Annotated in this window: 23 protein-coding genes; 7 read left to right on the top strand and 16 right to left on the bottom strand. The window is 65.7% G+C overall.

Annotated elements, in window-relative coordinates; genetic code table 11:
- Nucleotides 1–32 precede the first annotated feature (32 nt).
- The 3 genes from prfB (at nucleotide 33) to U5771_RS16280 (ending at nucleotide 3837) form a co-directional block, all read left to right on the top strand.
- Nucleotides 33–1137, top strand: a protein-coding gene (prfB, locus tag U5771_RS16290) for a peptide chain release factor 2 (RefSeq protein WP_105392842.1) whose coding sequence is annotated in 2 segments (ribosomal slippage) — nucleotides 33–113 and nucleotides 115–1137 — 1104 coding nt in all. Because the reading frame shifts where the segments join, the coding sequence is not laid out codon by codon here.
- A 74-nt stretch (nucleotides 1138–1211) separates the two neighbouring features.
- Complete coding sequence (lysS, locus tag U5771_RS16285; RefSeq protein WP_322024922.1) at nucleotides 1212–2738, top strand: lysine--tRNA ligase; 1527 nt, start codon at nucleotides 1212–1214, stop codon at nucleotides 2736–2738.
- A 346-nt stretch (nucleotides 2739–3084) separates the two neighbouring features.
- Nucleotides 3085–3837, top strand: coding sequence for a glycine zipper 2TM domain-containing protein (locus tag U5771_RS16280; protein WP_322024921.1), 753 nt, complete (start codon nucleotides 3085–3087; stop codon nucleotides 3835–3837).
- 139 nt (nucleotides 3838–3976) lie between these two features.
- Here U5771_RS16280 and iscX read toward each other — a convergent pair whose 3' ends face one another.
- From iscX to U5771_RS16220, 12 genes are all read right to left on the bottom strand, one after another.
- A complete protein-coding gene (gene iscX, locus U5771_RS16275) occupies nucleotides 3977–4186 on the bottom strand; it encodes a Fe-S cluster assembly protein IscX (protein WP_040144569.1) in 210 nt (69 codons plus the stop codon).
- Between the two features lie 44 nt (nucleotides 4187–4230).
- A complete protein-coding gene (gene fdx / locus U5771_RS16270) occupies nucleotides 4231–4572 on the bottom strand; it encodes an ISC system 2Fe-2S type ferredoxin (protein ID WP_322024920.1) in 342 nt (113 codons plus the stop codon).
- 88 nt (nucleotides 4573–4660) lie between these two features.
- A complete protein-coding gene (gene hscA / locus U5771_RS16265; protein ID WP_322024919.1) occupies nucleotides 4661–6529 on the bottom strand; it encodes a Fe-S protein assembly chaperone HscA in 1869 nt (622 codons plus the stop codon).
- Between the two features lie 54 nt (nucleotides 6530–6583).
- Complete coding sequence (hscB, locus tag U5771_RS16260; protein WP_322024918.1) at nucleotides 6584–7111, bottom strand: Fe-S protein assembly co-chaperone HscB; 528 nt, start codon at nucleotides 7109–7111, stop codon at nucleotides 6584–6586.
- A gap of 94 nt (nucleotides 7112–7205) precedes the next feature.
- On the bottom strand, nucleotides 7206–7529 hold the full coding sequence (iscA, locus tag U5771_RS16255) for an iron-sulfur cluster assembly protein IscA (RefSeq protein ID WP_014896627.1): 324 nt from the start codon (nucleotides 7527–7529) through the stop codon (nucleotides 7206–7208).
- A 64-nt stretch (nucleotides 7530–7593) separates the two neighbouring features.
- Nucleotides 7594–8001 carry a Fe-S cluster assembly scaffold IscU gene (iscU, locus tag U5771_RS16250; RefSeq protein WP_009691729.1) on the bottom strand — a complete coding sequence of 136 codons (408 nt, stop codon included), beginning with the start codon at nucleotides 7999–8001 and terminating at the stop codon, nucleotides 7594–7596.
- Between the two features lie 67 nt (nucleotides 8002–8068).
- Nucleotides 8069–9292, bottom strand: coding sequence for an IscS subfamily cysteine desulfurase (locus U5771_RS16245; protein WP_322024917.1), 1224 nt, complete (start codon nucleotides 9290–9292; stop codon nucleotides 8069–8071).
- A 72-nt stretch (nucleotides 9293–9364) separates the two neighbouring features.
- On the bottom strand, nucleotides 9365–9904 hold the full coding sequence (iscR, locus tag U5771_RS16240; protein ID WP_006760276.1) for a Fe-S cluster assembly transcriptional regulator IscR: 540 nt from the start codon (nucleotides 9902–9904) through the stop codon (nucleotides 9365–9367).
- A 117-nt stretch (nucleotides 9905–10021) separates the two neighbouring features.
- A complete protein-coding gene (locus tag U5771_RS16235) occupies nucleotides 10022–10504 on the bottom strand; it encodes a low molecular weight protein-tyrosine-phosphatase (RefSeq protein ID WP_322024916.1) in 483 nt (160 codons plus the stop codon).
- A gap of 101 nt (nucleotides 10505–10605) precedes the next feature.
- Nucleotides 10606–10833, bottom strand: a complete 228-nt coding sequence (locus U5771_RS16230; RefSeq protein ID WP_322024915.1) for a hypothetical protein — start codon at nucleotides 10831–10833, stop codon at nucleotides 10606–10608.
- 127 nt (nucleotides 10834–10960) lie between these two features.
- Nucleotides 10961–12373 carry a lactate utilization protein B gene (locus U5771_RS16225; protein WP_322024914.1) on the bottom strand — a complete coding sequence of 471 codons (1413 nt, stop codon included), beginning with the start codon at nucleotides 12371–12373 and terminating at the stop codon, nucleotides 10961–10963.
- Between the two features lie 34 nt (nucleotides 12374–12407).
- Nucleotides 12408–13130, bottom strand: coding sequence for a (Fe-S)-binding protein (locus U5771_RS16220; protein WP_322024913.1), 723 nt, complete (start codon nucleotides 13128–13130; stop codon nucleotides 12408–12410).
- 182 nt (nucleotides 13131–13312) lie between these two features.
- Between U5771_RS16220 and U5771_RS16215 the strand changes: the two genes are divergently transcribed.
- The gene (locus U5771_RS16215; protein WP_322024912.1) at nucleotides 13313–14122 is read left to right on the top strand and encodes an IclR family transcriptional regulator; all 810 of its coding nucleotides are present in this window, start codon (nucleotides 13313–13315) and stop codon (nucleotides 14120–14122) included.
- Between the two features lie 104 nt (nucleotides 14123–14226).
- Here U5771_RS16215 and pbpG read toward each other — a convergent pair whose 3' ends face one another.
- Nucleotides 14227–15384, bottom strand: coding sequence for a D-alanyl-D-alanine endopeptidase (pbpG, locus tag U5771_RS16210; protein ID WP_322024911.1), 1158 nt, complete (start codon nucleotides 15382–15384; stop codon nucleotides 14227–14229).
- Between the two features lie 655 nt (nucleotides 15385–16039).
- Here pbpG and U5771_RS16205 point away from each other — a divergent pair.
- Complete coding sequence (locus U5771_RS16205) at nucleotides 16040–16606, top strand: phasin family protein (RefSeq protein WP_044848197.1); 567 nt, start codon at nucleotides 16040–16042, stop codon at nucleotides 16604–16606.
- A gap of 208 nt (nucleotides 16607–16814) precedes the next feature.
- On the opposite strand, the gene lpdA is transcribed toward U5771_RS16205, so the two are convergent.
- The 3 genes from lpdA to aceE all read right to left on the bottom strand — a co-directional run bounded on the left by lpdA (nucleotide 16815) and on the right by aceE (nucleotide 23263).
- Nucleotides 16815–18578 (bottom strand): dihydrolipoyl dehydrogenase, encoded by a 1764-nt coding sequence (gene lpdA / locus U5771_RS16200; RefSeq protein WP_322024910.1) that lies wholly within the window; start codon nucleotides 18576–18578, stop codon nucleotides 16815–16817.
- A gap of 277 nt (nucleotides 18579–18855) precedes the next feature.
- Nucleotides 18856–20496 (bottom strand): dihydrolipoyllysine-residue acetyltransferase, encoded by a 1641-nt coding sequence (gene aceF / locus U5771_RS16195; RefSeq protein WP_322024909.1) that lies wholly within the window; start codon nucleotides 20494–20496, stop codon nucleotides 18856–18858.
- Nucleotides 20497–20566: 70 nt separating this feature from the next.
- Nucleotides 20567–23263, bottom strand: a complete 2697-nt coding sequence (aceE, locus tag U5771_RS16190; protein ID WP_322024908.1) for a pyruvate dehydrogenase (acetyl-transferring), homodimeric type — start codon at nucleotides 23261–23263, stop codon at nucleotides 20567–20569.
- Between the two features lie 273 nt (nucleotides 23264–23536).
- Here aceE and fixL point away from each other — a divergent pair, with 273 nt between their 5' ends.
- Both fixL and fixJ read left to right on the top strand, forming a co-directional pair.
- The gene (gene fixL, locus U5771_RS16185; RefSeq protein ID WP_322024907.1) at nucleotides 23537–26053 is read left to right on the top strand and encodes an oxygen sensor histidine kinase FixL; all 2517 of its coding nucleotides are present in this window, start codon (nucleotides 23537–23539) and stop codon (nucleotides 26051–26053) included.
- Complete coding sequence (fixJ, locus tag U5771_RS16180; protein ID WP_006493245.1) at nucleotides 26050–26688, top strand: oxygen response regulator transcription factor FixJ; 639 nt, start codon at nucleotides 26050–26052, stop codon at nucleotides 26686–26688. Before fixL ends, fixJ begins: the two co-directional genes overlap by 4 nt.
- The last annotated feature ends 42 nt before the right edge of the window (nucleotides 26689–26730 follow it).

Here is a 26730-nt window from a genome sequence, read left to right as displayed (position 1 = left end):
GCTTTTTTACGAAGCAAGAATAGCGAACGATCATGGAAGCGGAACGTCTCAACGCGATCGAAAGCTCCCTGCTCGACCTGCGCAACCGCGCGGGCGAGCTTCGGGGGTATCTTTGACTACGACGCCAAAGCTGCGCGTCTGACCGAAGTCAACAAGGAACTCGAAGACCCGAACGTCTGGAACGATTCGAAGAACGCCCAGGCGCTCGGTCGCGAGAAGAAGCTCCTCGAGGGCGTCGTCACGACGCTGACCGCGCTCGATAGCGACCTGCGCGATGCGCTCGACCTGTTCGAGCTGGCGCGTGAGGAAGGCGACGAAGACACCCTCGTCGCGTCGGAAGAAGACGCCGCGAAACTCGAGGCACGCGTCGGCGACATCGAGTTCCGCCGGATGTTCTCGAACCCGGCCGACCCGAACAACTGCTTCATCGACATCCAGGCCGGCGCCGGCGGCACCGAGGCGTGCGACTGGGCGTCGATGCTGCTGCGCCAGTACCTGCGCTACTGCGAGCGCAAGGGCTTCAAGGCCGAGGTGCTGGAAGAATCCGACGGCGACGTCGCCGGCATCAAGAACGCGACGGTCAAGGTGTCGGGCGAATACGCTTACGGCTTCCTGCGCACCGAAACGGGCATCCACCGCCTCGTGCGCAAGTCGCCGTTCGACTCGTCGGGCGGCCGCCACACGTCGTTCTCGTCGGTGTTCGTGTATCCGGAAATCGACGATTCGATCGAAGTCGAGATCAACCCGGCCGATCTGCGCATCGACACGTACCGCGCATCGGGCGCGGGCGGCCAGCACATCAACAAGACCGACTCGGCGGTGCGGATCACGCACATGCCGACCGGCATCGTCGTGCAGTGCCAGAACGACCGCTCGCAGCACCGCAACCGCGCCGAAGCCATGGCGATGCTGAAATCGCGCCTGTACGAAGTCGAAATGCGCAAGCGCCAGGCCGAACAGGACAAGCTCGAATCGAGCAAGACCGATGTGGGCTGGGGCCACCAGATCCGTTCGTACGTGCTCGACCAGAGCCGCGTGAAGGACCTGCGCACGAACGTCGAAATGAGCAACACGAGAGCTGTCCTCGACGGCGATCTCGACGACTTCATCAGCGCGAGCCTCAAACAGGGCGTGTAAGCGCCGCGGCGCGGCCCCTCCGGTCGCGCCGCCCTTCCCGTTGCGTGCCGCACCCACTCCGAATTCCGACCATCATGACCGAACCGACCCAAACGCAGCCCGCCGTCGCGGCAGACGAAAACCAGATCATCGCCGAGCGCCGCGAGAAGCTGCGCGCCTTGCGCGAGCAAGGCATCGCCTATCCGAACGATTTCCGGCCGACGCATCACGCCGCCGATCTCCAGGTGAAATTCGCCGACTCGGACAAGGCCGCGCTCGAAGCGAACCCGGTCGAGGTGTCGGTCGCCGGCCGCATGATGCTCAAGCGCGTGATGGGCAAGGCGAGCTTCGCGACGGTGCAGGACGGTTCGGGCCAGATCCAGTTCTTCGTGACGCCGAACGACGTCGGCGCGGAAACCTACGACGCATTCAAGAAGTGGGACCTGGGCGACATCGTCGCCGCCCGCGGCGTGCTGTTCCGCACCAACAAGGGCGAGCTGTCGGTCCAGTGCAAGGAACTGCGCCTGCTGTCGAAGGCGCTGCGTCCGCTGCCGGACAAGTTCCACGGCCTCGCCGACCAGGAAATGCGCTATCGCCAGCGCTACGTCGACCTGATCGTCACGCCGGAAACCCGCGACACGTTCCGCGCGCGCACCAAGACCATCGCGTCGATCCGCAAGTTCATGGACAACGCCGACTTCATGGAAGTCGAAACGCCGATGCTGCACCCGATCCCGGGCGGCGCCGCGGCCAAGCCGTTCGTCACGCATCACAACGCGCTCGACATGCAGATGTTCCTGCGCATCGCGCCGGAGCTGTACCTGAAGCGCCTGATCGTCGGCGGTTTCGAACGCGTGTTCGAGATCAACCGCAACTTCCGGAATGAAGGCGTGTCGCCGCGCCACAACCCGGAATTCACGATGATGGAGTTCTACGCCGCGTACACCGATTACCGCTGGCTGATGGACTTCACCGAGCAACTGATCCGCCAGGCGGCGATCGATGCGCTCGGCACCGCGACGATCCAGTACCAGGGCCGCGAGCTCGACCTCGCGAAGCCGTTCCACCGCCTGACGATCACGCAGGCGATCCAGAAGTACGCGCCGCAGTACACCGACGGCCAGCTGTCGGACGACGCGTTCCTGCGCTCCGAACTGAAGCGCCTGGGCGTCGACGTATCGCAGCCGGCCTTCCTGAACGCCGGTATCGGCGCACTGCAGCTCGCGCTGTTCGAGGAAACCGCCGAATCGCAGCTGTGGGAGCCGACCTACATCATCGACTACCCGGTCGAGGTGTCGCCGCTCGCACGCGCATCGGATACGGTGCCGGGCATCACCGAGCGTTTCGAGCTGTTCATGACCGGCCGCGAGATCGCGAACGGCTTCTCGGAGCTGAACGATCCGGAAGACCAGGCCGCGCGCTTCAAGAAGCAGGTCGAGCAGAAGGATGCGGGCGACGAGGAAGCGATGTTCTTCGACGCCGACTACATCCGCGCGCTCGAACACGGGATGCCGCCGACGGGCGGTTGCGGGATCGGCATCGACCGTCTCGTGATGCTGCTGACGGATAGCCCGACCATCCGCGACGTGCTGCTGTTCCCGCACCTGCGCCGCGAAGACTGACGGCCGTGCCCGCGTGTGCGCCGCGCCCTGCGGCGCGCACGCGACAGCTTTGTAACCACGCGTAAATCCCGCCTGCCGGCGCTCGCCGGTTTTCGATCCTCCCCCGTTTTATCCCCTCGTCGTGACGGCCTTCTCCGGGTTTTCCCGGTAGCGCCCACCGGCTCTGCGCTGCAATTCGTTACACCTTGATACGGCGCGCCGCGCGCCGGTGGACGACACTCCTGTTGCGTCACCACGCATGACCACGGGACCAGAACGCGGCGCCGGAACGCCAAGTCTGCTCGCTCCCGAGCGTGGGATCCGGCCATCGCCAACGTGCTGAGCCGGGTCGACACCGGAGAAAAAAATGGACAACCAGAATCAGACCACGCCGCAAAAGCAACGCCTCCACCCGCTCATCGCGACCGCGGCAGGCGCCGTCATCGTCGCCAGCCTCGCCGCCACCGCCGCGATCACGGGCATCTTCCCGAAGGCCAGCAGCAACAACGCGCAGAACGGCCAGACCCAGGCCGCGCTGATCGCATCGCAGCCGGCCGTCGATACGGCCGCGGCAGCCAGCGCCGCGCTTGCCGCGCAAGCGCAGCAGCAGCAGCAGCAGGCAGCCGAACAAGCCGCGCAGCAGAAGCTGGCGGCCGAGAAGGCGGCTGCAGCACAAGCCGAACCGAAGCCCGCGCCGCGCCCGGCAGCCACGCACCACCGCCATACGCCGGCACCGCGACCGCCGCAATACGCGCAACAGCCGTCCGCGCCCGCGCAGCCGGCCTATTGCCAGACCTGCGGCACGGTCGTCGCGATCACGCAGACGCGTACGCCGGGCCAGAGCTCGGGGATCGGCGCGGTCGGCGGCGCAGCGGCCGGCGGCCTGCTCGGCAACCAGTTCGGCCACGGCAACGGCCGCACGGCGATGACGATCATCGGCGCGCTCGGCGGCGGTCTCGCCGGCAACCAGGTCGAGAAGCAGGTGCGCGCGGAAACGGACTACCAGGTGCAGGTCCAGATGGAAAGCGGCGCGACGCGCACGTTCACGTACCACAACCCGCCGCCGTTCGGCCAGGGTCAGCGCGTCCGTGTCGAGAACGGCACGCTGGTCGGATCGTGACGCGCAACGCAAGACGCATCGGCAGGGCCGTCCGTTGACGGGCGGCCCCGGTACCGCGCCGGAAATGAAAAAGGCTCGTGAAGCATCACGAGCCTTTTCCTTTTGCGGGAGCAACGCGGCGCGGGCGCCGACGCGAACCTCAGTCTTCGTCGTCGAAGTCCGATTCGTCGATCCAGTGGGCCTGGATCGCCTCGAGGATCTTTTCGCCCGAGTGGGCCGGATCGTCGGTGAAGCCGTCCAGTTCGATGACCCATTGGCGCAGGTCGACGAAATTGATCCGCTGCGGATCAACGTCCGGATGCTTGTCTGCCAGCGCGATGGCGATTTCGCGCGAATCGGTCCATTTCATGGCCTGCTCTCCCGTGTACGTGGCGAGTCCGCCCCGCCGATCCGTCAGTGATTTTCCTTCGCGTGGTTGATCGAGTACTTCGGGATCTCGACCACCAGGTCCGAATCTTCCGTCACGATTGCCTGGCACGACAGACGCGACGTCGGCTCGAGGCCCCACGCCTTGTCGAGCAGGTCGTCTTCGTCCTCTTCGGACGGCTCGAGATCGTTGAAGCCCTCGCGGATCACCACGTGGCAGGTCGTGCATGCGCACGACTTCTCGCATGCGTGCTCGATCTCGATCCCATGGTCGAGCAGGTTGTCGCAAATACTCTTGCCGGGCGTCGCATCGATCACTGCGCCGTCCGGGCACAGTTCGACATGAGGCAGCACCACCAGTTGAGGCATGTCCGTTCCGTCAGTCAGGGTGCGGCGACTGGCGCCGCACGGTTCAATATCGCGCGGACCGTCGCCGGCCCGCGTGCAGGTCGTTCGTTCAGATCTCGTCGAGACGCCGGCCCGACAGCGCGCGCTTGATGCTCTTGTCCATCCGGCGCGCCGCGAATTCATCGGTGCCGTCGGCCAGCGTCTTGGTCGCGGTTTCGATCGCGTCCGTGTCGTCGCCCTGCGCGATCGTGCGCAGCGCCGCGACGAGCGCGTCGACCTGCGTGCGTTCGGCGTCGTCGAGCAATTCGCCGTCGGCCGCCAGCGCCGCCTGCGTCGCCTCGATCATCCGCTCGGCCTCGACCTGCGCTTCGCGCAGCGCGCGGGCCCGCATGTCGATCTCGGCGGTCTTGAAGCTGTCCTCGAGCATCTTCGCGATGTCGTCGTCGGCGAGGCCGTAAGACGGCTTCACGACGACCGATGCCTCGACGCCCGAATGCTGCTCGCGCGCGAACACCGACAGCAGCCCGTCCGCATCGACCTGGTAGGTCACGCGGATGCGCGCAGCACCGGCCGTCATCGGCGGGATGCCGCGCAGCTCGAAGCGCGCGAGCGACCGGCAGTCGGCGACGAGCTCGCGCTCGCCCTGCACGACGTGGATCGCCATCGCGGTCTGGCCGTCCTTGAAGGTCGTGAATTCCTGCGCGCGCGCGATCGGAATCGTCGAATTGCGCGGAATGATCTTCTCGACGAGGCCGCCCATCGTCTCGACGCCGAGCGACAGCGGAATCACGTCGAGCAGCAGCCAGTCGTCGCCGCTGCCGCGATTGCCGGCGAGCAGGTCGGCCTGGATCGCCGCGCCGAGCGCGACGACCTGGTCCGGATCGAGATTGACGAGCGGCGGCTGGCCGAAATACTTCGCGACCGCCTCGCGGATCACCGGCATGCGCGTCGCGCCGCCGACCAGCACGACGCCCTTGATGTCGGCCGGGCTCACCTGCGCATCGCGCAGGGCCTTGCGGGTCGGCGTCAGCGTACGCTGCACGAGCGGCTCGACGAGCGCGGCGAACGTGTCGTGCGAGATCGTCTGCGCGAGCTGCGCACCGCTCGACAGCGTCACGTCGAGCGACGCCTGCGGCGCGGACGACAGCGCTTCCTTCAGCACGCGCACGCGATCGAGCAGCAGGCGCACGTCCTCGGGCGCGAGCGCCTTCGCGTCGATGCCGGCCCGCGCAAGCACGTGGCCGAACAGCGCGTGGTCGAAATCGTCGCCGCCAAGTGCGGAATCGCCGCCCGCGGCCAGCACTTCGAACACGCCCTTCGTCAGCTTCAGGATCGACAGGTCGAACGTGCCGCCACCGAGGTCGTACACCGCGTAGAGGCCTTCGGCCGCGTTGTCGAGACCGTAGGCGATCGCGGCCGCGGTCGGTTCGTTCAGCAGGCGCAGCACGTTGAGGCCCGCGAGACGCGCGGCGTCCTTCGTCGCCTGGCGCTGCGCTTCGTCGAAGTACGCGGGTACCGTGATCACCGCGCCGACCAGGTCGTCGCCGAGCGTGTCTTCCGCGCGGTAACGCAGCGTCGCGAGAATCTCGGCCGACACTTCGACCGGGCTCTTCACGCCGTCGATCGTGCGGATCTGCACCATGCCGGGTGCATCGACGAATTCATACGGCGCGTTCGCCGCGCCTTCGACCTCGGCCTTGCCGCGGCCCATGAAGCGCTTGACCGACACGATCGTGTTGCGCGGATCGGTCGCGGCCTGCTCCTTCGCTTCGTGACCGATGCGGCGGCCGCCCTTCTCCAGATAACGGACCACCGACGGCAGCAGCGCGCGACCCGCTTCGTCCGGCAGCACTTCGGGCACGCTGTTGCGCACGGCCGCGACGAGCGAGTTCGTCGTGCCGAGATCGATCCCGACAGCGAGTCGCCGCTGGTGCGGCGCCGGCGCCATGCCCGGTTCGGAAATTTGCAGTAAAGCCATCTTGGTTCGTTCGGGCGCTCGGCCCGTTTGCTGCGCGTGCCGCAAGGCACGCGGTTAAGTTTCGAGGCGCTCGATCTGCGCGCCCACTTCCGACGCGACCCGTTCGATGAACATCAGCTGGCGCACGGCCTCGGCGGCGGCCTGGTCGGCCGCGCTGTCGAGCAGCGTGCCGAGGCGCTCGAGGCGCACGCGCTTTTCGTCGCGCAGTTCGGCGAGCAGCGCATCGAGCGCGTCGACGTTGCGGGCGGCCGCGGCATCCTCGATGCCTTCGCGCCATTCCATCTGCTGCATCAGGAACGCGGGCTCCATCGCGGTGTTGTTTTCGGCACCGATATCGACGCCGCGCAGCGTCAGCAGATAGGTCGCGCGCTTCAGCGGATCGCGCAGCGTGCGGTACGCCTCGTTCGCGCGGGTCGCCCATTGCATCGCGATGCGCTTTTGCGCGTCGCCGGCCGCCGCGAAGCGGTCCGGGTGCACCTGCGTCTGCACCGTGCGATACGCGCTGTCGAGCGCCGCGTCGTCGAGCGCGAATTGCGCCGGCAGGTGAAACAGATCGAAGTGGCTGTCTTTCAGCGAAACCATCGTCGCGTTCAATTCCGGTTCGTCGCGCGGCAAACGCCGCACATTAAAAAGGCGGCCCGTGCCGCCTCTTGCCCGCATCGCGCGGAAACCCGCGTCACACGCGGAACGATTCGCCGCAGCCGCACTCGTCCTTGACGTTCGGGTTGTTGAACTTGAACCCTTCGTTCAGGCCTTCGCGTGCGAAGTCGAGCTCGGTGCCGTCGATGTACGCGAGGCTCTTCGGGTCGACGATGACCTTCACGCCATGGCTCTCGAACACCTGATCCTCGGGAGCCAGCTCGTCGACATACTCGAGCTTGTACGCGAGCCCCGAGCACCCGGTCGTGCGAACGCCAAGCCGCAGGCCCACACCCTTGCCGCGACGGACGAGGTATTTCTGGACGTGCTGTGCTGCTTTTTCGGTCAGTGTAATTGCCATGATGTCCTTGCCGCGGCGCGCCCGTGGAGCCCGCCGCGTTCCTTCACAAGCCGCTCGATGCCGCTCAGGCCGCTGCCTGATCGCCTTCCTTGGTGTCGTGGCGCTTCTTGTAGTCGGCCACGGCTGCCTTGATCGCGTCTTCCGCGAGAATCGAGCAGTGAATCTTCACCGGCGGCAGGGCCAGTTCTTCGGCGATCTGCGTGTTCTTGATCGACAGCGCCTCGTCGAGCGTCTTGCCCTTCACCCATTCGGTCACGAGCGAGCTCGACGCGATGGCCGAACCGCAGCCGTACGTCTTGAACTTCGCGTCTTCGATCACGCCGTCCGCGCCGACGCGGATCTGCAGCTTCATCACGTCGCCGCAGGCCGGCGCGCCGACCATGCCCGTACCGACCGCGTCGTCGTCTTTCGCGAACGAACCGACGTTACGCGGGTTTTCGTAGTGATCCAGAACCTTGTTGCTGTATGACATGACTCAGACTCCTTGACTCGTTACGTCTGCGTGCGCAAATCCGCCCGCGAATGTATTCAATGCGTGTTCAGTGTGCGGCCCATTCGATCGTCGACAGATCGATGCCTTCCTGGTGCATTTCCCAGAGCGGCGACAGTTCGCGCAGCTTCGCGATCTTGCCGTTCAGCAGTGCGATCACGAAGTCGACGTCCTGCTCCGTCGTGAAGCGGCCGACCGTGAAGCGGATCGAGCTGTGCGCGAGTTCGTCGTTGCGGCCGAGTGCACGCAGCACATACGACGGCTCCAGCGACGCCGACGTGCACGCGGAGCCCGACGACACCGCGACGTCCTTGATCGCCATGATCAGCGACTCGCCTTCGACGAAGTTGAAGCTGATGTTCAGGTTGTGCGGGACACGGTGCTCCATGTCGCCGTTCACATACGTTTCCTCGATCTGCGACAGGCCGCGCAGCAGCTTGTCGCGCAGCATGCGGATGCGCTCGTTCTCGGTCGCCATTTCTTCGCGCGCGATGCGGAACGCTTCGCCCATGCCGACGATCTGGTGCGGCGCCAGCGTGCCCGAGCGCATTCCGCGCTCGTGGCCGCCGCCGTGCATCTGCGCTTCGATGCGCACGCGCGGCTTGCGGCGCACGTACAGCGCGCCGATGCCCTTCGGGCCGTAGGTCTTGTGCGCCGAGAACGACATCAGGTCGACCTTCAGCTTCGCGAGGTCGATCTCGACCTTGCCGGTCGACTGCGCGGCGTCGACGTGGAACACGATGCCCTTCTCGCGGCAGATCTCGCCGATCGTCTCGATGTCCTGGATCACGCCGATCTCGTTGTTCACGTGCATCACCGACACGAGGATCGTGTCCGGGCGCAGCGCGGCCTTGAACACGTCGAGGTCGATCAGGCCGTCTTCCTTCACGTCGAGATAGGTGACTTCGAAGCCGTCGCGCTCGAGCTCGCGGCAGGTGTCGAGCACGGCCTTGTGCTCGGTCTTCACCGTGATGATGTGCTTGCCCTTGCCCTTGTAGAAGTTCGCGGCACCCTTGATCGCGAGGTTGTCCGATTCCGTTGCGCCGGACGTCCAGATGATCTCGCGCGGATCCGCGTTCACGAGCGCGGCCACCTGCTCGCGCGCTTCCTCGACCGCGCGTTCCGCGTCCCAGCCGTACGCGTGGCTGCGCGACGCCGGGTTGCCGAACTGCTCGCGCAGGTACGGCACCATCTTGTCGACCACGCGCGGATCAACCGGCGTCGTCGCGCTGTAATCCATGTAGATGGGCAGGTGGAGAGTCTCTTGGGTCATCTGTCGCTCCGGGTATTCTGTGCAGGGACTATGTGCGTAATGTGGTGTGCGGGGTGTGCGGCGCGCTCGCGCTCACGAACTCGCGATGTTGAACACCGAATTGGGACCGAGCGGCATCGTGCGCACCGGTTCGGCCGGCGCCGCGGCGGGCTCCGGCGCGCGCCGATCGCGCAGCACCGCGGGTGCGCCCTCGCGTGCGCGCTGCTGATCGACGAGATCCTGCAGCGAGACCGAATCGAGGTATTCGACCATCTTCTGGTTCAGGGTCGACCACAGCTCGTGCGTCATGCAATGGCCGTCGGGCTGCTTCGAGCCGTCGCACGTGCCTTTGCCGCCGCACTGCGTGGCGTCGAGCGGTTCGTCGACCGCGATGATGATGTCGGCGACGGTGACGTCCTGCGCGCGACGCGCGAGGTTGTAGCCGCCGCCCGGGCCGCGCACGGATTCGACGATTTCATGCCTGCGCAGCTTGCCGAACAGCTGTTCGAGATACGAGAGCGAAATCCGCTGGCGCTGGCTGATGCCTGCAAGCGTCACCGGGCCCTGCTCCTGGCGCAGTGCCAAGTCAATCATCGCCGTGACGGCGAAACGGCCTTTGGTGGTGAGTCTCATGGTGTCTAGGGGACTGCAATCTTGACGATTTTGGTCAAGTATAAATATTTGACGATTTTAGTCAAGTATCCATGTCCGCGACAGGGTATTCGCAGACCGCTGAATACCCCGCCGCGATCAGCGTGCGGTGCGGCTCCGGAGCGTGTCCAGCAGGCCCGCGCACGCGCGCTCGACCTGGTCGAGCACCTGTTCGAAGCCCTGCGCGCCGCCGAAATAAGGATCGGCCACTTCGGTCTCGGTCGCGCCCGGGGCGAATTCCATCAGGAGGCGCACCTTGTCGCGATGCTCGGGCGGGCAACGCCGCCGCAACTCCGCGAGATTGGCTTCGTCCATCGCCAGCAGCAGGTCGAACCGCTCGAAATCCGCCGCACCCACCTGCCGCGCCCGCAGCGCGGACAGCTCATAGCCGCGGGTGCGGGCCGCCGCCTGGGCGCGCGCGTCGGGCGGCTCGCCGACGTGCCAGTCGCCCGTGCCGGCCGAGTCGATCGCGATCCGGTCGGCCAGCCCGGCCGCGTCCACCTGGTGGCGCATCACGCCTTCCGCCGTGGGCGAACGGCAGATATTGCCGAGACAGACGAAACAGATCGCAACGCGGGTCATCGCACTATCGGAAAGCCGCGGCGAACCGCGTGGGAGAAGAACGCGCCATTATACAAAGGCGCCCGGAATCGCGCCGCCGCGCGAAGCGACGGCGGCGTGCCTTACAGCGCCTTGGGTGCGGCGAGCGCGACGTCGCCCGATGCGGCCGGCAACGGTTTCGCCGCGTCGCCGACCAGCCCGAACGACACCGCGCGCGCGAGTTCGGCCGATGCCTGATGAACGGCGATCGGGCCGCGCGACGGCGCGTCGGCCATCGCGTGCAGATAAGCGACCGCGGCGAGCGGGACGACGATTGCCAGCGGCCAGTACATCGATATTGTCTTTCTCATGATGCGGCTCCTTGACCTCATTCCCCGAAACCCAATTCCGGGGACTACAGACGAGATTCTATAGACCGCATCTATCGAGATAAATACATGAATAGCGAACGCACTGTTGCCGCCCGATGAACAGTCGTCAGCCGAGGTGGCTTTGCGATGCCGCGTACAGTTCGCGGAACGTGCGGCCCGTCGGCGTCGGCATGTCGCGCGTGTCCATCCAGCCGCCCATCATCGGCAAGCGCCGCAGCGTGCCGCCGCTGCCGCCCAGCCGCTCGAGGATGCGCACCGCGAGCTTGGTCGTCAGCGCGTAAAGCACCGGCCGGCGCGCGAAAAAGCCCCATGCGGCGAGTGCGGCGCGCTCGCGCCACGGCCGCAGGTGCCGCTCGACCTGTTTCTCGCGCAGCGTGCGCAGCAGGTGCGACAGCGGGATCCCGGCCGGGCACACGCTGTCGCATTCGCCGCACAGCGTCGCGGCCTGCGGCAGGTCGAGCGCTCGGTCGATCCCCACGTAGCTCGGCGTCAGCACCGACCCCATCGGCCCCGGATAGACCCACCCGTACGCATGCCCGCCGACCTTCTGGTACACCGGGCAATGGTTCATGCACGCGCCGCAACGGATGCAGCGCAGCATCTCCTGGAATTCGCCGCCGATCAGGCCCGTGCGGCCGCCGTCGACGAGCACCACGTAGTTGTGTTCCGGGCTGTCCTCGTCGCCGGGGCCGCGCGGCCCGGTGAGCAGCGAGAAGTAGTTCGAGGTCTTTTGCCCGGTCGCCGAACGCGGCAGCAGACGCATTGCGGTCGCGAGATCCTCGAGCGTCGGCAGCACCTTCTCGATGCCCGTCACCGCGACGTGCACGCGCGGCATCACCGTGCACATCCCTTCGTTGCCTTCGTTCGTGACGATCGCGACCGAGCCCGTCTCGGCGATCACGAAGTTGCCGCCCGTCACCCCCATGTCGGCCGACATGAAATGCGGGCGCAGCACCTCGCGTGCCTCGCGCGTCATGTCGGGAATCTCGGTCAGCCGCTCGCGGTGATGCGTGCGCGCGAACAGGTCGGCAATCTCGTCCTTGTCCTTGTGCACGACGGGCGCAATGATGTGGCTCGGCGGCTCGTTGTCGTTGATCTGCAGGATGTATTCGCCGAGGTCCGTCTCGATCGACTGCACGCCCATCTCGGCGAGCACCGCGTTCAGGCGCATTTCCTCGGACACCATCGACTTCGTCTTGATGACCTTCTTCACGTCGTGCCGGCGCGCGATGTCGGCGACGAGCCGCGCGGCGTCCGCGGTCGTTTCCGCGAACAGCACCGTCGTGCCGCGCCGCGCCGCCTCGCGCTCGAACGCCTCGAGCCACACGTCGAGGTTCTCCAGCGCACGGTTGCGGCGCGCCTTCAGCGCGGCGCGCGTCGCCGGGAAGTCGATCGCGGTCATCGCGTCGGCGCGCGCGGACACGAACTTCGTCGACAGCTTCTTCAGGTTCTGCTGCAGACGCTGGTCGGCCAGCTTCTGGCCGGCACGCGCCTTGAAATGCATCGATTGGACTTGCATCGCGGTATCGGGGAAAAGTGAGCGGAACCGGGCGTCAGACGTCGCCCGCCAGCACCTGCGCGACGTGCAGCACGCGCGTGTCGCGGTCGCCCGTGCGGCGCAACCGCCCTTCGATGTTCAGCATGCAGCCGAGATCGCCGAGCACGACGGCGCCCGCGCCGGACGCGCGCACGTTCGCGCATTTCTCGTCCGCGATGGCCGCCGAAATGTCGCCGTACTTGACCGCGAACGTGCCACCGAAGCCGCAGCAGTGCTCGCAGTCCTTCATCTCGGTAACGGCCACGCCGCGCTGCGCGAGCAGCGCGCGCGGCTGCGCCTTCACGCCAAGCTCGCGCAGGCCCGAGCACGAATCGTGATAGGTGACGGGACCCGCGAATTCGCCGGGCGCGAGCGTCACCTTCGCGACGTTTGCGAGGAAATCGGTCAGTTCATAGACTTTCTGCTGGAAGCGCGTGTAGCGTCCCATCAGCTCGGGATCGTCGCGAAACAGGTCGCCGTAGTGCGCGCGGATCATGCCGCCGCACGAGCCCGACGGCGCGACGACGTAGTCGAACTGCTCGAACTCGCGCAGCGTCTTTTCCGCGAGGTCGCGCGCGAGCGCACGGTCGCCCGAGTTGTAGGCCGGCTGGCCGCAGCAGGTTTGCGCGGGCGGCACGAACACCTCGTAGCCGGCATCGCGAATCAGTTTCAGCGCGGAAAAACCGATTTCCGGACGCATCAGGTCGACCAGGCAGGTCACGAACAAACCGACTCGCATACGCGCTCCTTCGAGAAAACGGCTCTCATTATCCGCCGTTTGGCCGGCAAGACCAACGCCGGCACGTGCGCAAGTGCGCGCGACCGGAAACGAGGACTTCCTCGAACGGCGTTCGCTTTTTTCACGATACGAGATACAATCGACGCAACACCGCTTGCCGCGTCAACCGATGCTCCCCCGACATGAGCCAACCCACCCCGGATTCCAAAACGTCGATCCAGGTGATCGAACGCATGATGCGGTTGCTGGACGCGCTTGCCGCGCACAGCGACCCCGTCAGCCTGAAGGAGCTTGCGCAGCGCACCGAACTGCATCCGTCGACCGCGCACCGTATCCTCAACGACATGGTGACCTGCCGCCTGGTCGACCGCTCCGATCCCGGCACCTACCGGCTCGGCATGCGGCTGCTGGAGCTCGGCAACCTCGTGAAGGCACGCCTGTCGGTACGTGACGCGGCCCTGATGCCGATGCGCGAGCTGCACCGCCTGACCGGCCAGACCGTCAACCTGTCGGTCCGCCAGGGCGATGAAATCGTCTATATCGAGCGCGCGTATTCGGAGCGCTCGGGGATGCAGGTCGTCCGCGCGATCGGCGGCCGCGCGCCGCTGCACCTGACGTCGGTCGGCAAGCTGTTTCTCGCGGTCGACGAAACGTCGCGCGTACGCGCGTATGCGACGCGCACCGGGCTGTCCGGCCATACGCAGAACAGCATTACCGACATCGCGAAGCTCGAGCGCGAGCTGACGCTCGTGCGCCAGCAATCGTGCGCGCGCGACAACGAGGAGCTGGAACTGGGCGTGCGCTGCATCGCGGCCGGCATCTACGACGACTCGGGCAAGCTCGTCGCGGGCCTGTCGCTGTCGGCACCGGCCGACCGCCTGCAGGATGCGTGGCTCGGCCAGTTGAGCCGCACCGCCCTGACCATCTCGGAATCGCTCGGCTACCGCCCCGCGCCCGCGAAGGACACCGACGGGTTGCAACGGCACGCATGAGCCGCGTCACCCGCGTTACAGCGGCCGGACGAAAAAAAGCCCCGCGCGATTGCGGGGCTTTTTCTTTGCGGCGATCGGCACGGCGGCGAACCGCCGCGGCGCGATCAGGTGCCGCCGTTCGCCGTATTGGCAGCCGTCAGGCGCTCGCCGCCGCCGGCGTCGAGCCAGTTGCGCAGGCGCGCCGCGTCGGCGAAGCGCGAATACTTGCCGAACGAATCCAGCAGCACCATCACCATCGGCCGACCATGGATCGTCGCCTGCATCACGAGACATTCGCCCGCCTCGTTGATGAAGCCCGTCTTCTGCAGGCCGATGTCCCACGAGCCGTTGCCGCGGATCAGCGCGTTCGTGCTGTTGTAGACCAGGTTCCGCTTGCCCGTATTGACGTCGTACGTACGGTCGGTCGAGAACTGACGAATCATCGGGTACTGGTACGCCGCATTGACCATCTTCACGAGGTCGCGCGCACTCGACACGTTCGAGCTCGACAGACCCGTCGAATTCTCGAAATGGGTGTCGTTCATGCCGAGCGACTTCGCCTTCGCGTTCATCGCGGCGATGAACGCCGGACGGCCGCCCGCGTAGTAACGCGACAGCGCGGCGGCCGCGCGGTTTTCCGACGCCATCAGCGCGATGTGCAGCATGTCCTCGCGCGACAGCACCGAGCCGACCGACAGGCGCGAACCCGTGCCCTTCTCGTAGTCGCGGTCTTCGTCGGTGACTTCGATCTGGTCGGTCATCGGCGACTTCGAGTCGAGCACGACCATCGCGGTCATCAGCTTCGAGATCGACGCGATCGGCACGACGGCGTGCGAATTCTTGTCGAACAGCGGCTCGCCGGTGTTCTGGTCGACGACGTACGCGACGCTCGAGCGCAGCGCGAGCGCGTCCGGCGTGTCGTGCAGGCCGAATGCCTGGCCGACCGTCGGGCGACGCGGCTGGAACGCAACCTTGCGCACCGCGCCGTGGTGGCCGTGCACGTTCGACGCGAGCGTCGCGCGCTTGCGCGATGCCTTCGCGCGCGGCGCATCGTCCGACGCGACGTTGGCGGATTTCGCGGAGGCGGCCTTCACCGTCTTCTTCTTCGCGGAAGAAGTGGAAGCGGCTTTCTTGGCGGCCTGGTGGGTCTTCGCAGTGGCGGCAAAGGCGTCAGCGGGCGCGACGGACGCGGCGGTCGCCAGCAAGGCGACGGCGACCGACACAGCCGTGCCGAGCGTCATGCTCTGCAACAATCTGCGCGGTGAAAACGATTCGGCTTTCATTGGGGTCTGGACAAAGCGGGCGGGAGTTTCCGCAAGTGTAGTTAAAGCTGAAAAAAAGAGCAATATTAGGCACTTACCGATCGTCGTTAAACCGGAATGTAAGGGTCGACCAATAATGAATCGATCAACCCTCCCGCTCCCATCGGAAAAATTCATGGGATGCGCTGCCCGACAGTACCCGTCTCCCGATTACCACACGGTTAATTGAGATAACGTCACTTCGGCGACGATTTAAAGCGGGGAAAGTACGTATCCGGCGCTCGGCGTGCCAGCGGCACCGGTCTCGACCGCGGCGGCGGCACGTCGCCACGGCACGCGCATTGAAACGGCGCGCTTTTCGACAGGAACAGAAGCATAACGTTCCACACGCCTGTCAGGTTTACCTGTGCATGATCATGGTGCGCCACGCCTGCCCCGGCCAAGTGCGCACCATGTGGGAACACGTCTGAAACCGATTCCGAATCGGTCACGATAACTCGTTGTTTTATCGATAATTTGTCGCGATTGTGCAACGCACAAAAAGTGCTTGACAAGACTTTTCTCTGCCCTAAAATACGACTCATTGCTGCGTTGCACAAAGCACGCGGATCCGAGGTTCCCCAGCGTAGTGCCCTCTACCCCTGCGATCGACGCGATCGCTTTTCAGGAGCTTGACATGTCCTTGCTGACCCCCGAGCAAATCGCCGCCGCCCAGAAAGCCAACCTCGAAAGCCTGTTCGGTCTGACGACCAAGGCGTTCGAAGGCGTCGAAAAGCTGATCGAACTCAACCTGCAGGTCGTGAAGTCGACGCTGACGGAAAGCCAGGAAAACGCGCAGCGCCTGCTGTCGGTGAAGGACGCACAGGAACTGATCGCGCTGCAAGCGAGCCTGTCGCAGCCGGTCGCGGAAAAGGTGCTGTCGTACAGCCGTCACCTGTATGAAATCGCGTCGTCGACGCAAGCCGAGTTCGCGAAGGTTGCCGAAGCGCAATTCGAAGAGCAGAACAAGAAGGTCCAGGCGCTCGTCGACAACGTCGCAAAGAACGCCCCGGCCGGTTCGGAAACGGCTGTCGCCGCACTGAAGTCGGCACTGAACGCCGCGAACACGACGTACGAAACGGTCCAGAAGGCTGCCAAGCAAGCCGTCGAGATCGCCGAAACGAACTTCAACGCGGCTGCCGCTGTCGCGACGAAGGCTGCGAGCGCTGCTGCATCGCGCCGTTCGAGCAAGCCGGCCGCGTAAGCGTCCCCTGCTCCTGAAAAAGCCGCGCACTGCGCGGCTTTTTCGTTTCCGGCGCGGGAACCTCCATGCGTCCGGTCGTCGCCGGTACGCCGGCGCGACACGGGCGGCGGGTTGCCATCGGCCGTGGACAAAAGAAAACGCCGCCGTCCGGGGGTCCCGGGCGGCGGCGTTTTTCGTGGCCGGCACATGGCCGGCCGTGCCGGCTGCGTTACTTCTTGCGTTGCGGCGGCAGGTCCGTACAGACGCCTTCGTACAGTTCGGCGGCCATGCCGACCGATTCGCCGAGCGTCGGGTGCGGATGGATCGTCTTGCCGATGTCTTCCGCGTCCGCGCCCATCTCGACGGCGAGACACACTTCGCTGATCAGGTCGCCCGCGTTCAGGCCGACGATGCCGCCGCCGATCACGCGATGGGTTTCCTCGTCGAAGATCAGCTTCGTGAAGCCTTCGTCGCGGCCGTTCGCGATCGCGCGGCCCGATGCGGCCCACGGGAACACGGCCTTGCCGTACTTGATGCCTTCGGCCTTGCACTGGTCTTCCGTCTTGCCGGCCCAGGCCACCTCCGGATCCGTATAGGCAACCGACGGGATCTGCAGTGCGTCGAAGTACGCCTTCTCGCCGTGCGCGGCTTCCGCTGCGACGTGGCCTTCATGCACGGCCTTGTGCGCGAGCATCGGCTGGCCGACGACGTCGCCGATCGCGAAGATGTGCGGGACATTCGTGCGCATCTGCTTGTCGACGTCGATGAAGCCGCGGTCGGTGACCGCGACGCCAGCCTTGTCGGCACCGATCTTCTTGCCGTTCGGGCTGCGGCCCACCGCGACGAGCACGAGGTCGTAGCGCTGCGCTTCCGCCGGCGCCTTCTCGCCCTCGAACTTCACGTAGATGCCGTCTTCCTTCGCTTCCGCGCCGACCGTCTTGGTCTTCAGCATGACGTTGCCGAAGCGCTTCGCGTTGTACTTTTCCCAGACCTTCACGAGATCGCGGTCCGCGCCCATCATCAGGCCGTCCATCATTTCGACGACGTCGATCTCGGTGCCGAGCGTCGAGTACACCGTCGCCATTTCGAGGCCGATGATGCCGCCGCCGATCACCAGCATGCGCTTGGGCAGCTGACGCAATTCGAGAGCGCCCGTCGAATCGACGACGCGCGGGTCTTCCGGCATGAACGGCAGCTTCACTGCCTGCGAGCCGGCCGCGATGATCGCCTGCTTGAACTTGACGACCTTCTTGCCGTTCTCGCCCTGCACTTCCATGTGATACGGATCGACGAACGCGCCGACGCCGGTGACCACTTCGACCTTGCGCGCCTTCGCCATGCCGGCGAGGCCCGTCGTCAGTTTCTTGACGACGCCGCCCTTGAAGTCGCGCAGCTTGTCGAGGTCGACCTGCGGCTTGCCGAACGAGATGCCGTGCGCCGCGAGCGCTTCCGCTTCCTCGACGACGAGTGCCGTGTGCAGCAGCGCCTTCGACGGGATGCAGCCGACGTTCAGGCACACGCCGCCGAGCGTCGAGTAGCGTTCGACCAGCACCGTCTTCATGCCGAGGTCGGCAGCGCGGAACGCGGCCGAGTAGCCGCCGGGGCCGGCGCCGAGCACGAGCATGTCGCACTCGATGTCGGCGGCGCCGCCGTAGCTGCCGGCTTGCGGCGCGGGCGCCGGAGCGGCGGCCGGTGCCGGTGCAGCCGCTGCGGGCTTTGCCGGTTCCGGTGCTTTCGCGGGTGCGGCTGCGCCTGCCGAGGCTTCGACGATGGCGATGACCGTGCCTTGCGAGACTTTCTCGCCGGCCTTGACCTTGATTTCCTTGACCGTGCCGGCGACGTCGCTGGGCACTTCCATGGAGGCCTTGTCCGATTCGAGCGTGATGAGCGTTTGCTCTTTTTCGATCACGTCGCCCGGCTTCACGTTGACTTCGATGACATCGACGCCGCTGAAATCGCCGATATCCGGAACCTTGACTTCGATGAGACTCATTACTGTCCCCTTCTTGATTAGCTGCAGACAGAGGGGGAGAAACTCGCGCAAGAACCGACTACGGCCTGGCAAAAGAACGCGAACCCGGGCAGGACCACCTTTGCCGTCCGCCCAAGGACGCGCTTTTCTTTTGGTTACTTTTCTTTGGAAGACAAAGAAAAGTGACCGCCGCCCCGCGCAGGGGCGACGCTAGCAAACCGTTAGCGAAACAGGTTCAACGACAGGGCGAGGATCACCGACATCGACCCCGCGCCCCCGCGAGCCACTCCCACGCTCATCAAAGAATGATGCGACGGAAATCGGCAAGCAACGCGCCGAGATACGCATTGAACCGCGCGGCTTCCGCACCATCGATGACGCGATGGTCATACGACAGCGACAGCGGCAGCGTGAGCCGCGGCACGAACTGCTTGCCGTCCCACACCGGCTTCATCTGGCCGCGCGACAACCCGAGGATCGCCACTTCCGGCGCGTTGATGATCGGCGTGAAGTTCGTGCCGCCGATCCCGCCGAGCGACGAGATCGAGAAGCAGCCGCCCTGCATCTGGTCCGGCTTCAGCTTGCCGTCGCGCGCGGCCTTCGACAGCTCGGCCATTTCCTTCGCGATGTCGACGAGGCCCTTCTTGTCCGCGTCGCGGATCACCGGCACGACGAGGCCGTTCGGCGTGTCGGCGGCGAAACCGACGTGGTAGTACTGCTTGAACACCAGGTTGTCGCCGTCGAGGCTCGCGTTGAAGGTCGGGAACTTCTTCAGCGCGGCGACGACCGCCTTGATCACGAACGCGAGCATCGTGAACTTCACGCCCGCCTTCTCGTGCTCCTTGTTCAGCTGCACGCGCAGCGCTTCGAGCTCGGTGATGTCCGCTTCGTCGTTGTTCGTGACGTGCGGGATCATCACCCAGTTGCGATGCAGGTTCGCGCCCGAGATCTTCTTGATGCGCGACAGCGGCTTCGCCTCGAACGGGCCGAACTTCGAGAAGTCGACCTTCGGCCACGGCAGCAGGTTCAGCTCGCCGCCGCCTGCCGGCGCGGCTGCCGCGGCCGGCGCTGCGCGCTGGCCCGTCATCACGCCCTTCACGAAGCCGGTGACGTCTTCCTTCGTGATGCGGCCCTTCGGGCCGGTACCCTGCACGCGTGCGACGTCAACGCCGAGTTCGCGTGCGAACTTGCGCACCGACGGCGATGCGTGGCTCGCGCGATATTCGCCCGACGGCGCAGCGGCCGGCGCGGCAGCAGCCGGAGCCGGCGCAGCCTGCACCGGTGCCGGTGCGGCGGCGGGGGCCGGTGCCGGGGCAGCAGCGGCCGGAGCCGGTGCGCTCGCCTGCGGCGCGGCGGCAGCCGGTGCGCCGGCGGCGTCGAGCAGCACGATCAGCGTGCCTTCCGACACCGAATCGCCCACCTTGACCTTGATTTCCTTCACGACGCCGGCGGCCGGGCTCGGCACGTCCATCGTCGCCTTGTCCGACTCGAGCGTGACGAGCGACTGCTCCTTCTCGACCGTGTCGCCGACCTTCACGCCGATCTCGATCACCGGGACGTCCTTGTAGTCGCCGATATCGGGCACCTTCACCTCGAGCGTGCCGCCCGATGCAGCAGGAGCGGCAGCCGAAGCGGCTGCAGCCGGTGCCAGCGCTGCCGCCGGAGCCGGCGCGGCCGCGCCGTTCACCTGCGCCGCGGCGGCGCCGTCGAGCAGGATGATCAGCGAGCCTTCCGACACGGAATCGCCCACCTTGATCTTCACTTCCTTGACCGTGCCGGCTGCCGGGCTCGGGACGTCCATCGTCGCCTTGTCCGACTCGAGCGTGACGAGCGACTGCTCGGGCTCGACCGTGTCACCCACCTTCACGAGCACCTCGATGACGGGCACGTCCTTGTAATCGCCGATATCCGGCACCTTCACTTCGATCGCTTGACTCATCTTTTTGTGTCTCCATGGCCGCGCGCGCCCCTCCCGGAAGCGGCGCGCGGCATCACACGGCGCGTGTGCGTTAAACGGTCATCGGGTTGGGCTTCGACGGATCGAGGTTGTACTTGGCAATCGCGTCCGCGACCACCTTGCGCTCGATCGTGCCTTCGTCGGCCAGCGCGTTCAGCGCGGCGACGGTGACCCAGTGACGGTCGACTTCGAAGAAGTGACGCAGCTTCTCGCGGGTGTCCGAGCGACCGAAGCCGTCCGTGCCCAGCACGACGAAGCGGCGATCGATCTGACCGCGGATCTGGTCGACCAGCGCGCGCACGTAGTCGGTCGACGCGATGACCGGACCCTGCGTGTCCTTCAGGCACTTCTGCACGTGCGACAGGCGACGCTCCTCGGTCGGATGGAGCAGGTTCCAGCGCTCGATTTCGTGGCCTTCACGCGCGAGTTCGGTGAAGCTCGGCACGCTCCACAGGTCGGCCGCGACGCCCCAGTCGTTCTTCAGCAGGTCGGCGGCAGCGATCACTTCGTTGAAGATCGTGCCCGCGCCGAGCAGCTGCACGCGCGGTGCCTTCGCATCGGCGTCGGCCTTCTTGAACGCGTACATGCCCTTGATGATGTCGGCCGCCACGTGCTCGCCCTGCGGAATCGCCGGGTGCTCGTAGTTCTCGTTCATCACCGTGATGTAGTAGTACACGTCTTCCTGGTCCTGCACCATGCGGCGCAGACCGTCCTGGATGACCACCGCGAGTTCATAGCCGAACGTCGGGTCGTAGCTCACGCAGTTCGGCACCGATGCCGCCCACAGGAGCGAGTGACCGTCTTCGTGCTGCAGGCCTTCGCCGTTCAGCGTCGTGCGGCCCGCGGTGCCGCCGAGCAGGAAGCCGCGCGAGCGCATGTCGCCCGCCGCCCATGCCAGGTCGCCGATCCGCTGGAAGCCGAACATCGAATAGAAGATGTAGAACGGCACCATGATCTCGCCGTGCGTCGAATACGACGTCGCCGCCGCGATCCAGTCGCACATGCCGCCCGCTTCGTTGATGCCTTCCTGCAGGATCTGACCGGTTTCCGATTCCTTGTAGAACATCAGCTGGTCGGAATCTTCCGGCACGTACTTCTGGCCTTCCTGGTTCCAGATACCGATCTGGCGGAACAGGCCTTCCATGCCGAACGTACGCGACTCGTCCGGGACGATCGGCACGACGCGCTTGCCGAGTGCCTTGTCCTTCAGCAGGATGTTCAGGATCCGCACGAACGCCATCGTCGTCGAGATCTCGCGGCCTTCGCCCGTGCCCTTCAGCAGCGGCTCGAATGCGTCGAGCGCCGGCACCGGCAGCGACGTCGCCTTCTCGCGGCGATGCGGCAGGTAGCCGCCGAGGTCCATGCGCTTCTGGCGCATGTATTCGAGTTCCTTCGAGCCTTCCTCGAACTTCAGGTACGGCACGTCTGCGATCTGCTCGTCGGCGATCGGCAGGCGGAACTGGTCACGGAACTTCTTCAGTTGCTCGACCGGCAGCTTCTTCTGCTGGTGCGTGATGTTCATCGCCTGGCCCGACTCGCCCATCCCGTAGCCCTTGATGGTCTTCGCGAGGATGACGGTCGGCGCGCCCTTCGTGTTGCTCGCCTCGTGGAATGCCGCGTAGATCTTGTGCGGATCGTGGCCGCCACGGTTCAGCGCCCAGATGTCGTCGTCCGACCAGTCGGCGACGAGCGCCTTCAGTTCAGGCGTGTTGAAGAAGTGTTCGCGCACGTACGCGCCCGACTCCGACTTGTACGTCTGGTATTCGCCGTCGACGGCTTCCATCATGCGGCGCATCAGCGCGCCCGACTTGTCGCGTGCGAACAGCGCGTCCCAGCGGCTGCCCCAGATGACCTTGATCACGTTCCAGCCGGCACCGCGGAATTCCGATTCCAGTTCCTGGATGATCTTGCCGTTGCCGCGCACCGGACCGTCGAGACGCTGCAGGTTGCAGTTGATCACGAACACGAGGTTGTCGAGCTTCTCGCGGCTCGCCATGCCGATCGCGCCGAGCGATTCCGGCTCGTCCGTCTCGCCGTCGCCGAGGAACGCCCAGACCTTGCGGCCGGCGGTCTTCACGATGCCGCGCGATTCCAGGTACTTCATGAAGCGTGCCTGGTAGATCGCCATGATCGGGCCGAGACCCATCGACACCGTCGGGAACTGCCAGAAGTCCGGCATCAGCCACGGGTGCGGGTACGACGAGATGCCCTTGCCGTCGACTTCCTGGCGGAAGCTGTCGAGCTGCTCTTCCGACAGGCGGCCGAGCAGGAACGCGCGCGAGTACACGCCCGGCGACGAGTGGCCCTGCACGAACACGAGATCGCCGCCGTGCTGGTCGGACGCCGCGTGCCAGAAGTGGTTGTAGCCGACGTCATAGAGCGTCGCGGCCGATGCGAACGACGCGATGTGGCCGCCGACGTTCGTGTCCTTGCCTGCGCGCAGCACCATCGCCAGCGCGTTCCAGCGCGTGTACGAACGGATGCGGTGCTCGATGTCCTGGTCGCCCGGAATCTTCGCCTGGGCGGCAACCGGAATCGTGTTGATGTACGGGGTATTGGCGGAGAACGGCAGGTGTTCGCCGTGCACGCGGGCGAATTCGATCTGCTTTTCGATCAGGTAGTGCGCGCGGCCGGTGCCCACGGAGGAGATCACGCCGTCGAGCGACTCGAGCCATTCAACGGTTTCTTGCGGGTCGTCGTCACGTTCGGCGGCGACATATTTCATCACTTCGTTCGGTACAGCGGACATTCTCGTCTCCTGGGTCCTGGAATGTGAGGATCGCTCTCGTGCAGACGACGCGACGCGGCCGGCTGCGGGCAAGCTCCGACGGATTGTAATGAGCGTATCCGGCCACGCGCAACAAAATTTTCGAATTGTGAGATCTTTTCTCGCAATGCGGAATATTGCTGCGCTGCACCCTTGTTTCGGGCCTCTCCGGCACGCGCCGCGAGCACAAATCCGTTTCCGTTCAACATATCCGGTATGGGTTTTCCATGTATTGCGCTGCGCTACAATCCTGCCATGTTGACCGATCGGCTTTTCGCACGCTCGGCGCGACCGTCGGGCCCGCCGGCGGAGTCGCAGCCGTCCCGCTGGCACCACGGACCGTGGTGGTCCAATTCCTATTTGCTGACGCCGCTGCTGTCGATCCTCGTGTTCCTCGTGGTGATGAGCCTGATTCTATGGAGCCTCAATCGCCGCGAACAGCAACAGCAGGAAGACACCCTGTTCCGTAACGTCGCGTGGGCGCAGCAGCAGATCCGCCTGTCGATGACGGGCGCGCAGGAGCAGTTGCAGGCGCTGTCGCGCGATCTCGCGTCCGGCCGCCTCGACCAGAATGCGTTCCAGATGGCCGTCGCCGACGTGATGCAGACGCATCCGGAAATCCTCTATCTGAACTGGTACACCGCACCCGGCGTGCAGCGCTGGCCGACCGTGCACCCGCCGCTGCTCGGCCAGCGGCTCGCGAAGCCCGGCGACGCGCAGATGCAGGACGCCGTGCGCGGCGCGTACGACGAAGCGCGCAGCACGCGCCGCCAGGCCTATTCGCCACTGATCTACGACGACTTCGGCAACGGCTTCATCACGCTGCAGACGCCCGTGATGCGCGGCGACCGCGAATATCTCGGCTCGATCGCCGCGGTGTTCTCGGTCGAAGGAATCCTGAAGCACGACATCCCGCAGGAGCTGTCGTCGAAGTACAAGATCTCGATCACCGACTCGAACAACCGCGAGCTGTCGTCCACGTCGACGCGCCCGCGCCTGCCGCGCGACTCCCACTACGACCTGCCGCTCGATCCGCCCGGCCAGGGGCTGACCGTGCGCGTGTACGCGTTCCCGCAGCTCACGAACCTGACCAACAACACGCTCGTGTGGCTCGTCGCCGGGCTGTCGTGCTTCGTGCTGTGGAGCCTCTGGAGCCTGTGGAAGCACACGCGCCAGCGCTTCGAGGCGCAGCAGGCGCTGTACGCGGAAGCGTTCTTCCGCCGCGCGATGGAGAACTCGGTGCTGATCGGCATGCGCGTGCTCGACATGCACGGCCGCATCACGCACGTGAACCCGGCGTTCTGCCGAATGACGGGCTGGGACGAGACCGACCTCGTCGGCAAGGTCGCGCCGTTCCCGTACTGGCCGCGCGACTCGTATCCCGAAATGCAGCGCCAGCTCGACATGACGCTGCGCGGCAAGGCGCCGAGTTCGGGCTTCGAGCTGCGCGTGCGGCGCAAGAACGGCACGCTGTTCCATGCGCGCCTCTACGTGTCGCCGCTGATCGACAGCTCGGGCCGCCAGACCGGCTGGATGTCGTCGATGACCGACATCACCGAACCGAAGCGCGCACGCGAGGAACTCGCGGCCGCGCACGAGCGCTTCACGACGGTGCTCGAAAGCCTCGACGCCGCGGTGTCGGTGCTGGCCGCCGACGAAGCCGAACTGCTGTTCGCGAACCGCTACTACCGCCACCTGTTCGGGATCCGTCCGGACGGCCACCTCGAGCTGTCGGGCGGCGGCTTCGACCGTGCGCAGGCGTCGTCCGACTCGATCGACATGGTCGACGCGTTCGCGGGCCTGCCGGCCGCCGCGCTGACCAGCAGCACGGCCGACGCGCAGGAGGTGTACGTCGAGAGCATCCAGAAGTGGTTCGAGGTGCGCCGCCAGTACATCCAGTGGGTCGACGGCCACCTCGCGCAGATGCAGATCGCGACCGACATCACGACCCGCAAGAAGGCGCAGGAGCTCGCGCATCAGCAGGAAGAAAAGCTGCAGTTCACGAGCCGATTGATGACGATGGGTGAAATGGCGTCGTCGATTGCTCACGAATTGAACCAGCCGCTCGCCGCGATCAACAACTACTGCTCGGGCACGCTCGCGCTCGTGAAGAGCGGCCGCGGCACGCCCGAAACGCTGCAGCCAGCGCTGGAAAAGACCGCGCAGCAGGCGCTGCGCGCGGGGATGATCGTCAAGCGGATTCGCGAATTCGTGAAGCGCAGCGAGCCGAAGCGCCAGCCGGCGCGAGTCGCGGACATCGTCGCCGACGCGGTCGGGCTCGCCGAGATCGAGGCCAGGAAGCGCAGGATCCGGATCGTCACGGAAATCCTCGCAAGAATGCCTATTATTTATGTCGACCCCGTGCTGATCGAGCAGGTGCTCGTGAACCTGATGAAGAACGCGGCCGAGGCGATGGCCGACGTGAAGCCGGCGTCGGCGGACGGCGTGATCCGCGTCGTCGCCGACATCGACGCGGGTTTCGTCGACATCCGTGTGATCGACCAGGGTCCGGGCGTCGACGAAGCGACCGCCGAACGCCTGTTCGAACCGTTTTACAGCACCAAGTCCGACGGCATGGGCATGGGGCTGAACATCTGCCGTTCGATCATCGAATCGCATCGGGGGCGTCTGTGGGTGGTCAACAATGTCGAACCGGACGGCCGCATTTCCGGCGCGACATTCCACTGCAGCCTGCCCATTGGGGAACCCGCTGATCTCGGCCAAGGGGGGCGCGAGGCATCGGCATCACATACCGTTACGGGAGAACTATGAATAGCCCTGTCACCACCACTCAGGAAACTGTCTTCGTCGTCGACGACGACGAAGCCGTACGGGACTCGCTGCGCTGGCTGCTGGAGGCGAACGGCTATCGCGTGCAATGCTTCTCGAGCGCCGAGCAATTCCTCGATGCCTATCAGCCGGCGCAGCAGGCCGGCCAGATCGCCTGCCTGATCCTCGACGTGCGGATGTCGGGCATGAGCGGCCTCGAACTGCAGGAGCGCCTGATCGCCGACAACGCCGCGCTGCCGATCATCTTCGTCACGGGCCACGGCGACGTGCCGATGGCGGTGTCGACGATGAAAAAGGGTGCGATGGACTTTATCGAGAAACCGTTCGACGAGGCCGAGCTGCGCAAGCTCGTCGAGCGGATGCTCGACAAGGCCCGAAGCGAAAGCAAGAGCGTCCAGGAACAGCGCGCCGCGAGCGAGCGCCTGTCGAAGCTGACCGCGCGAGAGCAGCAGGTGCTCGAGCGGATCATCGCCGGCCGCCTGAACAAGCAGATCGCCGACGATCTCGGGATCAGCATCAAGACGGTCGAAGCGCACCGCGCGAACATCATGGAAAAGCTCAACGTCAACACGGTCGCCGATCTGCTGCGCCTCGCGCTGTCGAAGAAGCAGGCCTGAACGTTGCGCGCGGCCGCGGGGCGCCTGCCCGGCCGGCCGCAC

This window comes from Burkholderia sp. BCC1977 (assembly GCF_905339595.1).
Lineage (GTDB): Bacteria > Pseudomonadota > Gammaproteobacteria > Burkholderiales > Burkholderiaceae > Burkholderia.
This window is presented reverse-complemented; position numbering and strand designations above follow the sequence as displayed.

Excerpts from the sequence above, each read along its gene's own strand:
- aceF (WP_322024909.1), bottom strand. The coding sequence starts at position 20,496 with ATGAGTCAAGCGATCGAAGTGAAGGTGCCGGATATCGGCGATTACAAG.
- U5771_RS16230 (WP_322024915.1), bottom strand. The coding sequence starts at position 10,833 with ATGAGAAAGACAATATCGATGTACTGGCCGCTGGCAATCGTCGTCCCG.
- pbpG (WP_322024911.1), bottom strand. The coding sequence starts at position 15,384 with ATGAAAGCCGAATCGTTTTCACCGCGCAGATTGTTGCAGAGCATGACG.
- fixJ (WP_006493245.1), top strand. The coding sequence starts at position 26,050 with ATGAATAGCCCTGTCACCACCACTCAGGAAACTGTCTTCGTCGTCGAC.
- hscA (WP_322024919.1), bottom strand. The coding sequence starts at position 6,529 with ATGGCTTTACTGCAAATTTCCGAACCGGGCATGGCGCCGGCGCCGCAC.
- lysS (WP_322024922.1), top strand. The coding sequence starts at position 1,212 with ATGACCGAACCGACCCAAACGCAGCCCGCCGTCGCGGCAGACGAAAAC.
- U5771_RS16215 (WP_322024912.1), top strand. The coding sequence starts at position 13,313 with ATGAGCCAACCCACCCCGGATTCCAAAACGTCGATCCAGGTGATCGAA.
- aceE (WP_322024908.1), bottom strand. The coding sequence starts at position 23,263 with ATGTCCGCTGTACCGAACGAAGTGATGAAATATGTCGCCGCCGAACGT.
- U5771_RS16225 (WP_322024914.1), bottom strand. The coding sequence starts at position 12,373 with ATGCAAGTCCAATCGATGCATTTCAAGGCGCGTGCCGGCCAGAAGCTG.
- U5771_RS16280 (WP_322024921.1), top strand. The coding sequence starts at position 3,085 with ATGGACAACCAGAATCAGACCACGCCGCAAAAGCAACGCCTCCACCCG.
- hscB (WP_322024918.1), bottom strand. The coding sequence starts at position 7,111 with ATGGTTTCGCTGAAAGACAGCCACTTCGATCTGTTTCACCTGCCGGCG.
- iscA (WP_014896627.1), bottom strand. The coding sequence starts at position 7,529 with ATGGCAATTACACTGACCGAAAAAGCAGCACAGCACGTCCAGAAATAC.
- lpdA (WP_322024910.1), bottom strand. The coding sequence starts at position 18,578 with ATGAGTCTCATCGAAGTCAAGGTTCCGGATATCGGCGATTTCAGCGGC.
- U5771_RS16235 (WP_322024916.1), bottom strand. The coding sequence starts at position 10,504 with ATGACCCGCGTTGCGATCTGTTTCGTCTGTCTCGGCAATATCTGCCGT.
- U5771_RS16245 (WP_322024917.1), bottom strand. The coding sequence starts at position 9,292 with ATGACCCAAGAGACTCTCCACCTGCCCATCTACATGGATTACAGCGCG.
- U5771_RS16220 (WP_322024913.1), bottom strand. The coding sequence starts at position 13,130 with ATGCGAGTCGGTTTGTTCGTGACCTGCCTGGTCGACCTGATGCGTCCG.
- U5771_RS16205 (WP_044848197.1), top strand. The coding sequence starts at position 16,040 with ATGTCCTTGCTGACCCCCGAGCAAATCGCCGCCGCCCAGAAAGCCAAC.
- fdx (WP_322024920.1), bottom strand. The coding sequence starts at position 4,572 with ATGCCTCAACTGGTGGTGCTGCCTCATGTCGAACTGTGCCCGGACGGC.
- iscU (WP_009691729.1), bottom strand. The coding sequence starts at position 8,001 with ATGTCATACAGCAACAAGGTTCTGGATCACTACGAAAACCCGCGTAAC.
- iscR (WP_006760276.1), bottom strand. The coding sequence starts at position 9,904 with ATGAGACTCACCACCAAAGGCCGTTTCGCCGTCACGGCGATGATTGAC.
- iscX (WP_040144569.1), bottom strand. The coding sequence starts at position 4,186 with ATGAAATGGACCGATTCGCGCGAAATCGCCATCGCGCTGGCAGACAAG.
- fixL (WP_322024907.1), top strand. The coding sequence starts at position 23,537 with ATGTTGACCGATCGGCTTTTCGCACGCTCGGCGCGACCGTCGGGCCCG.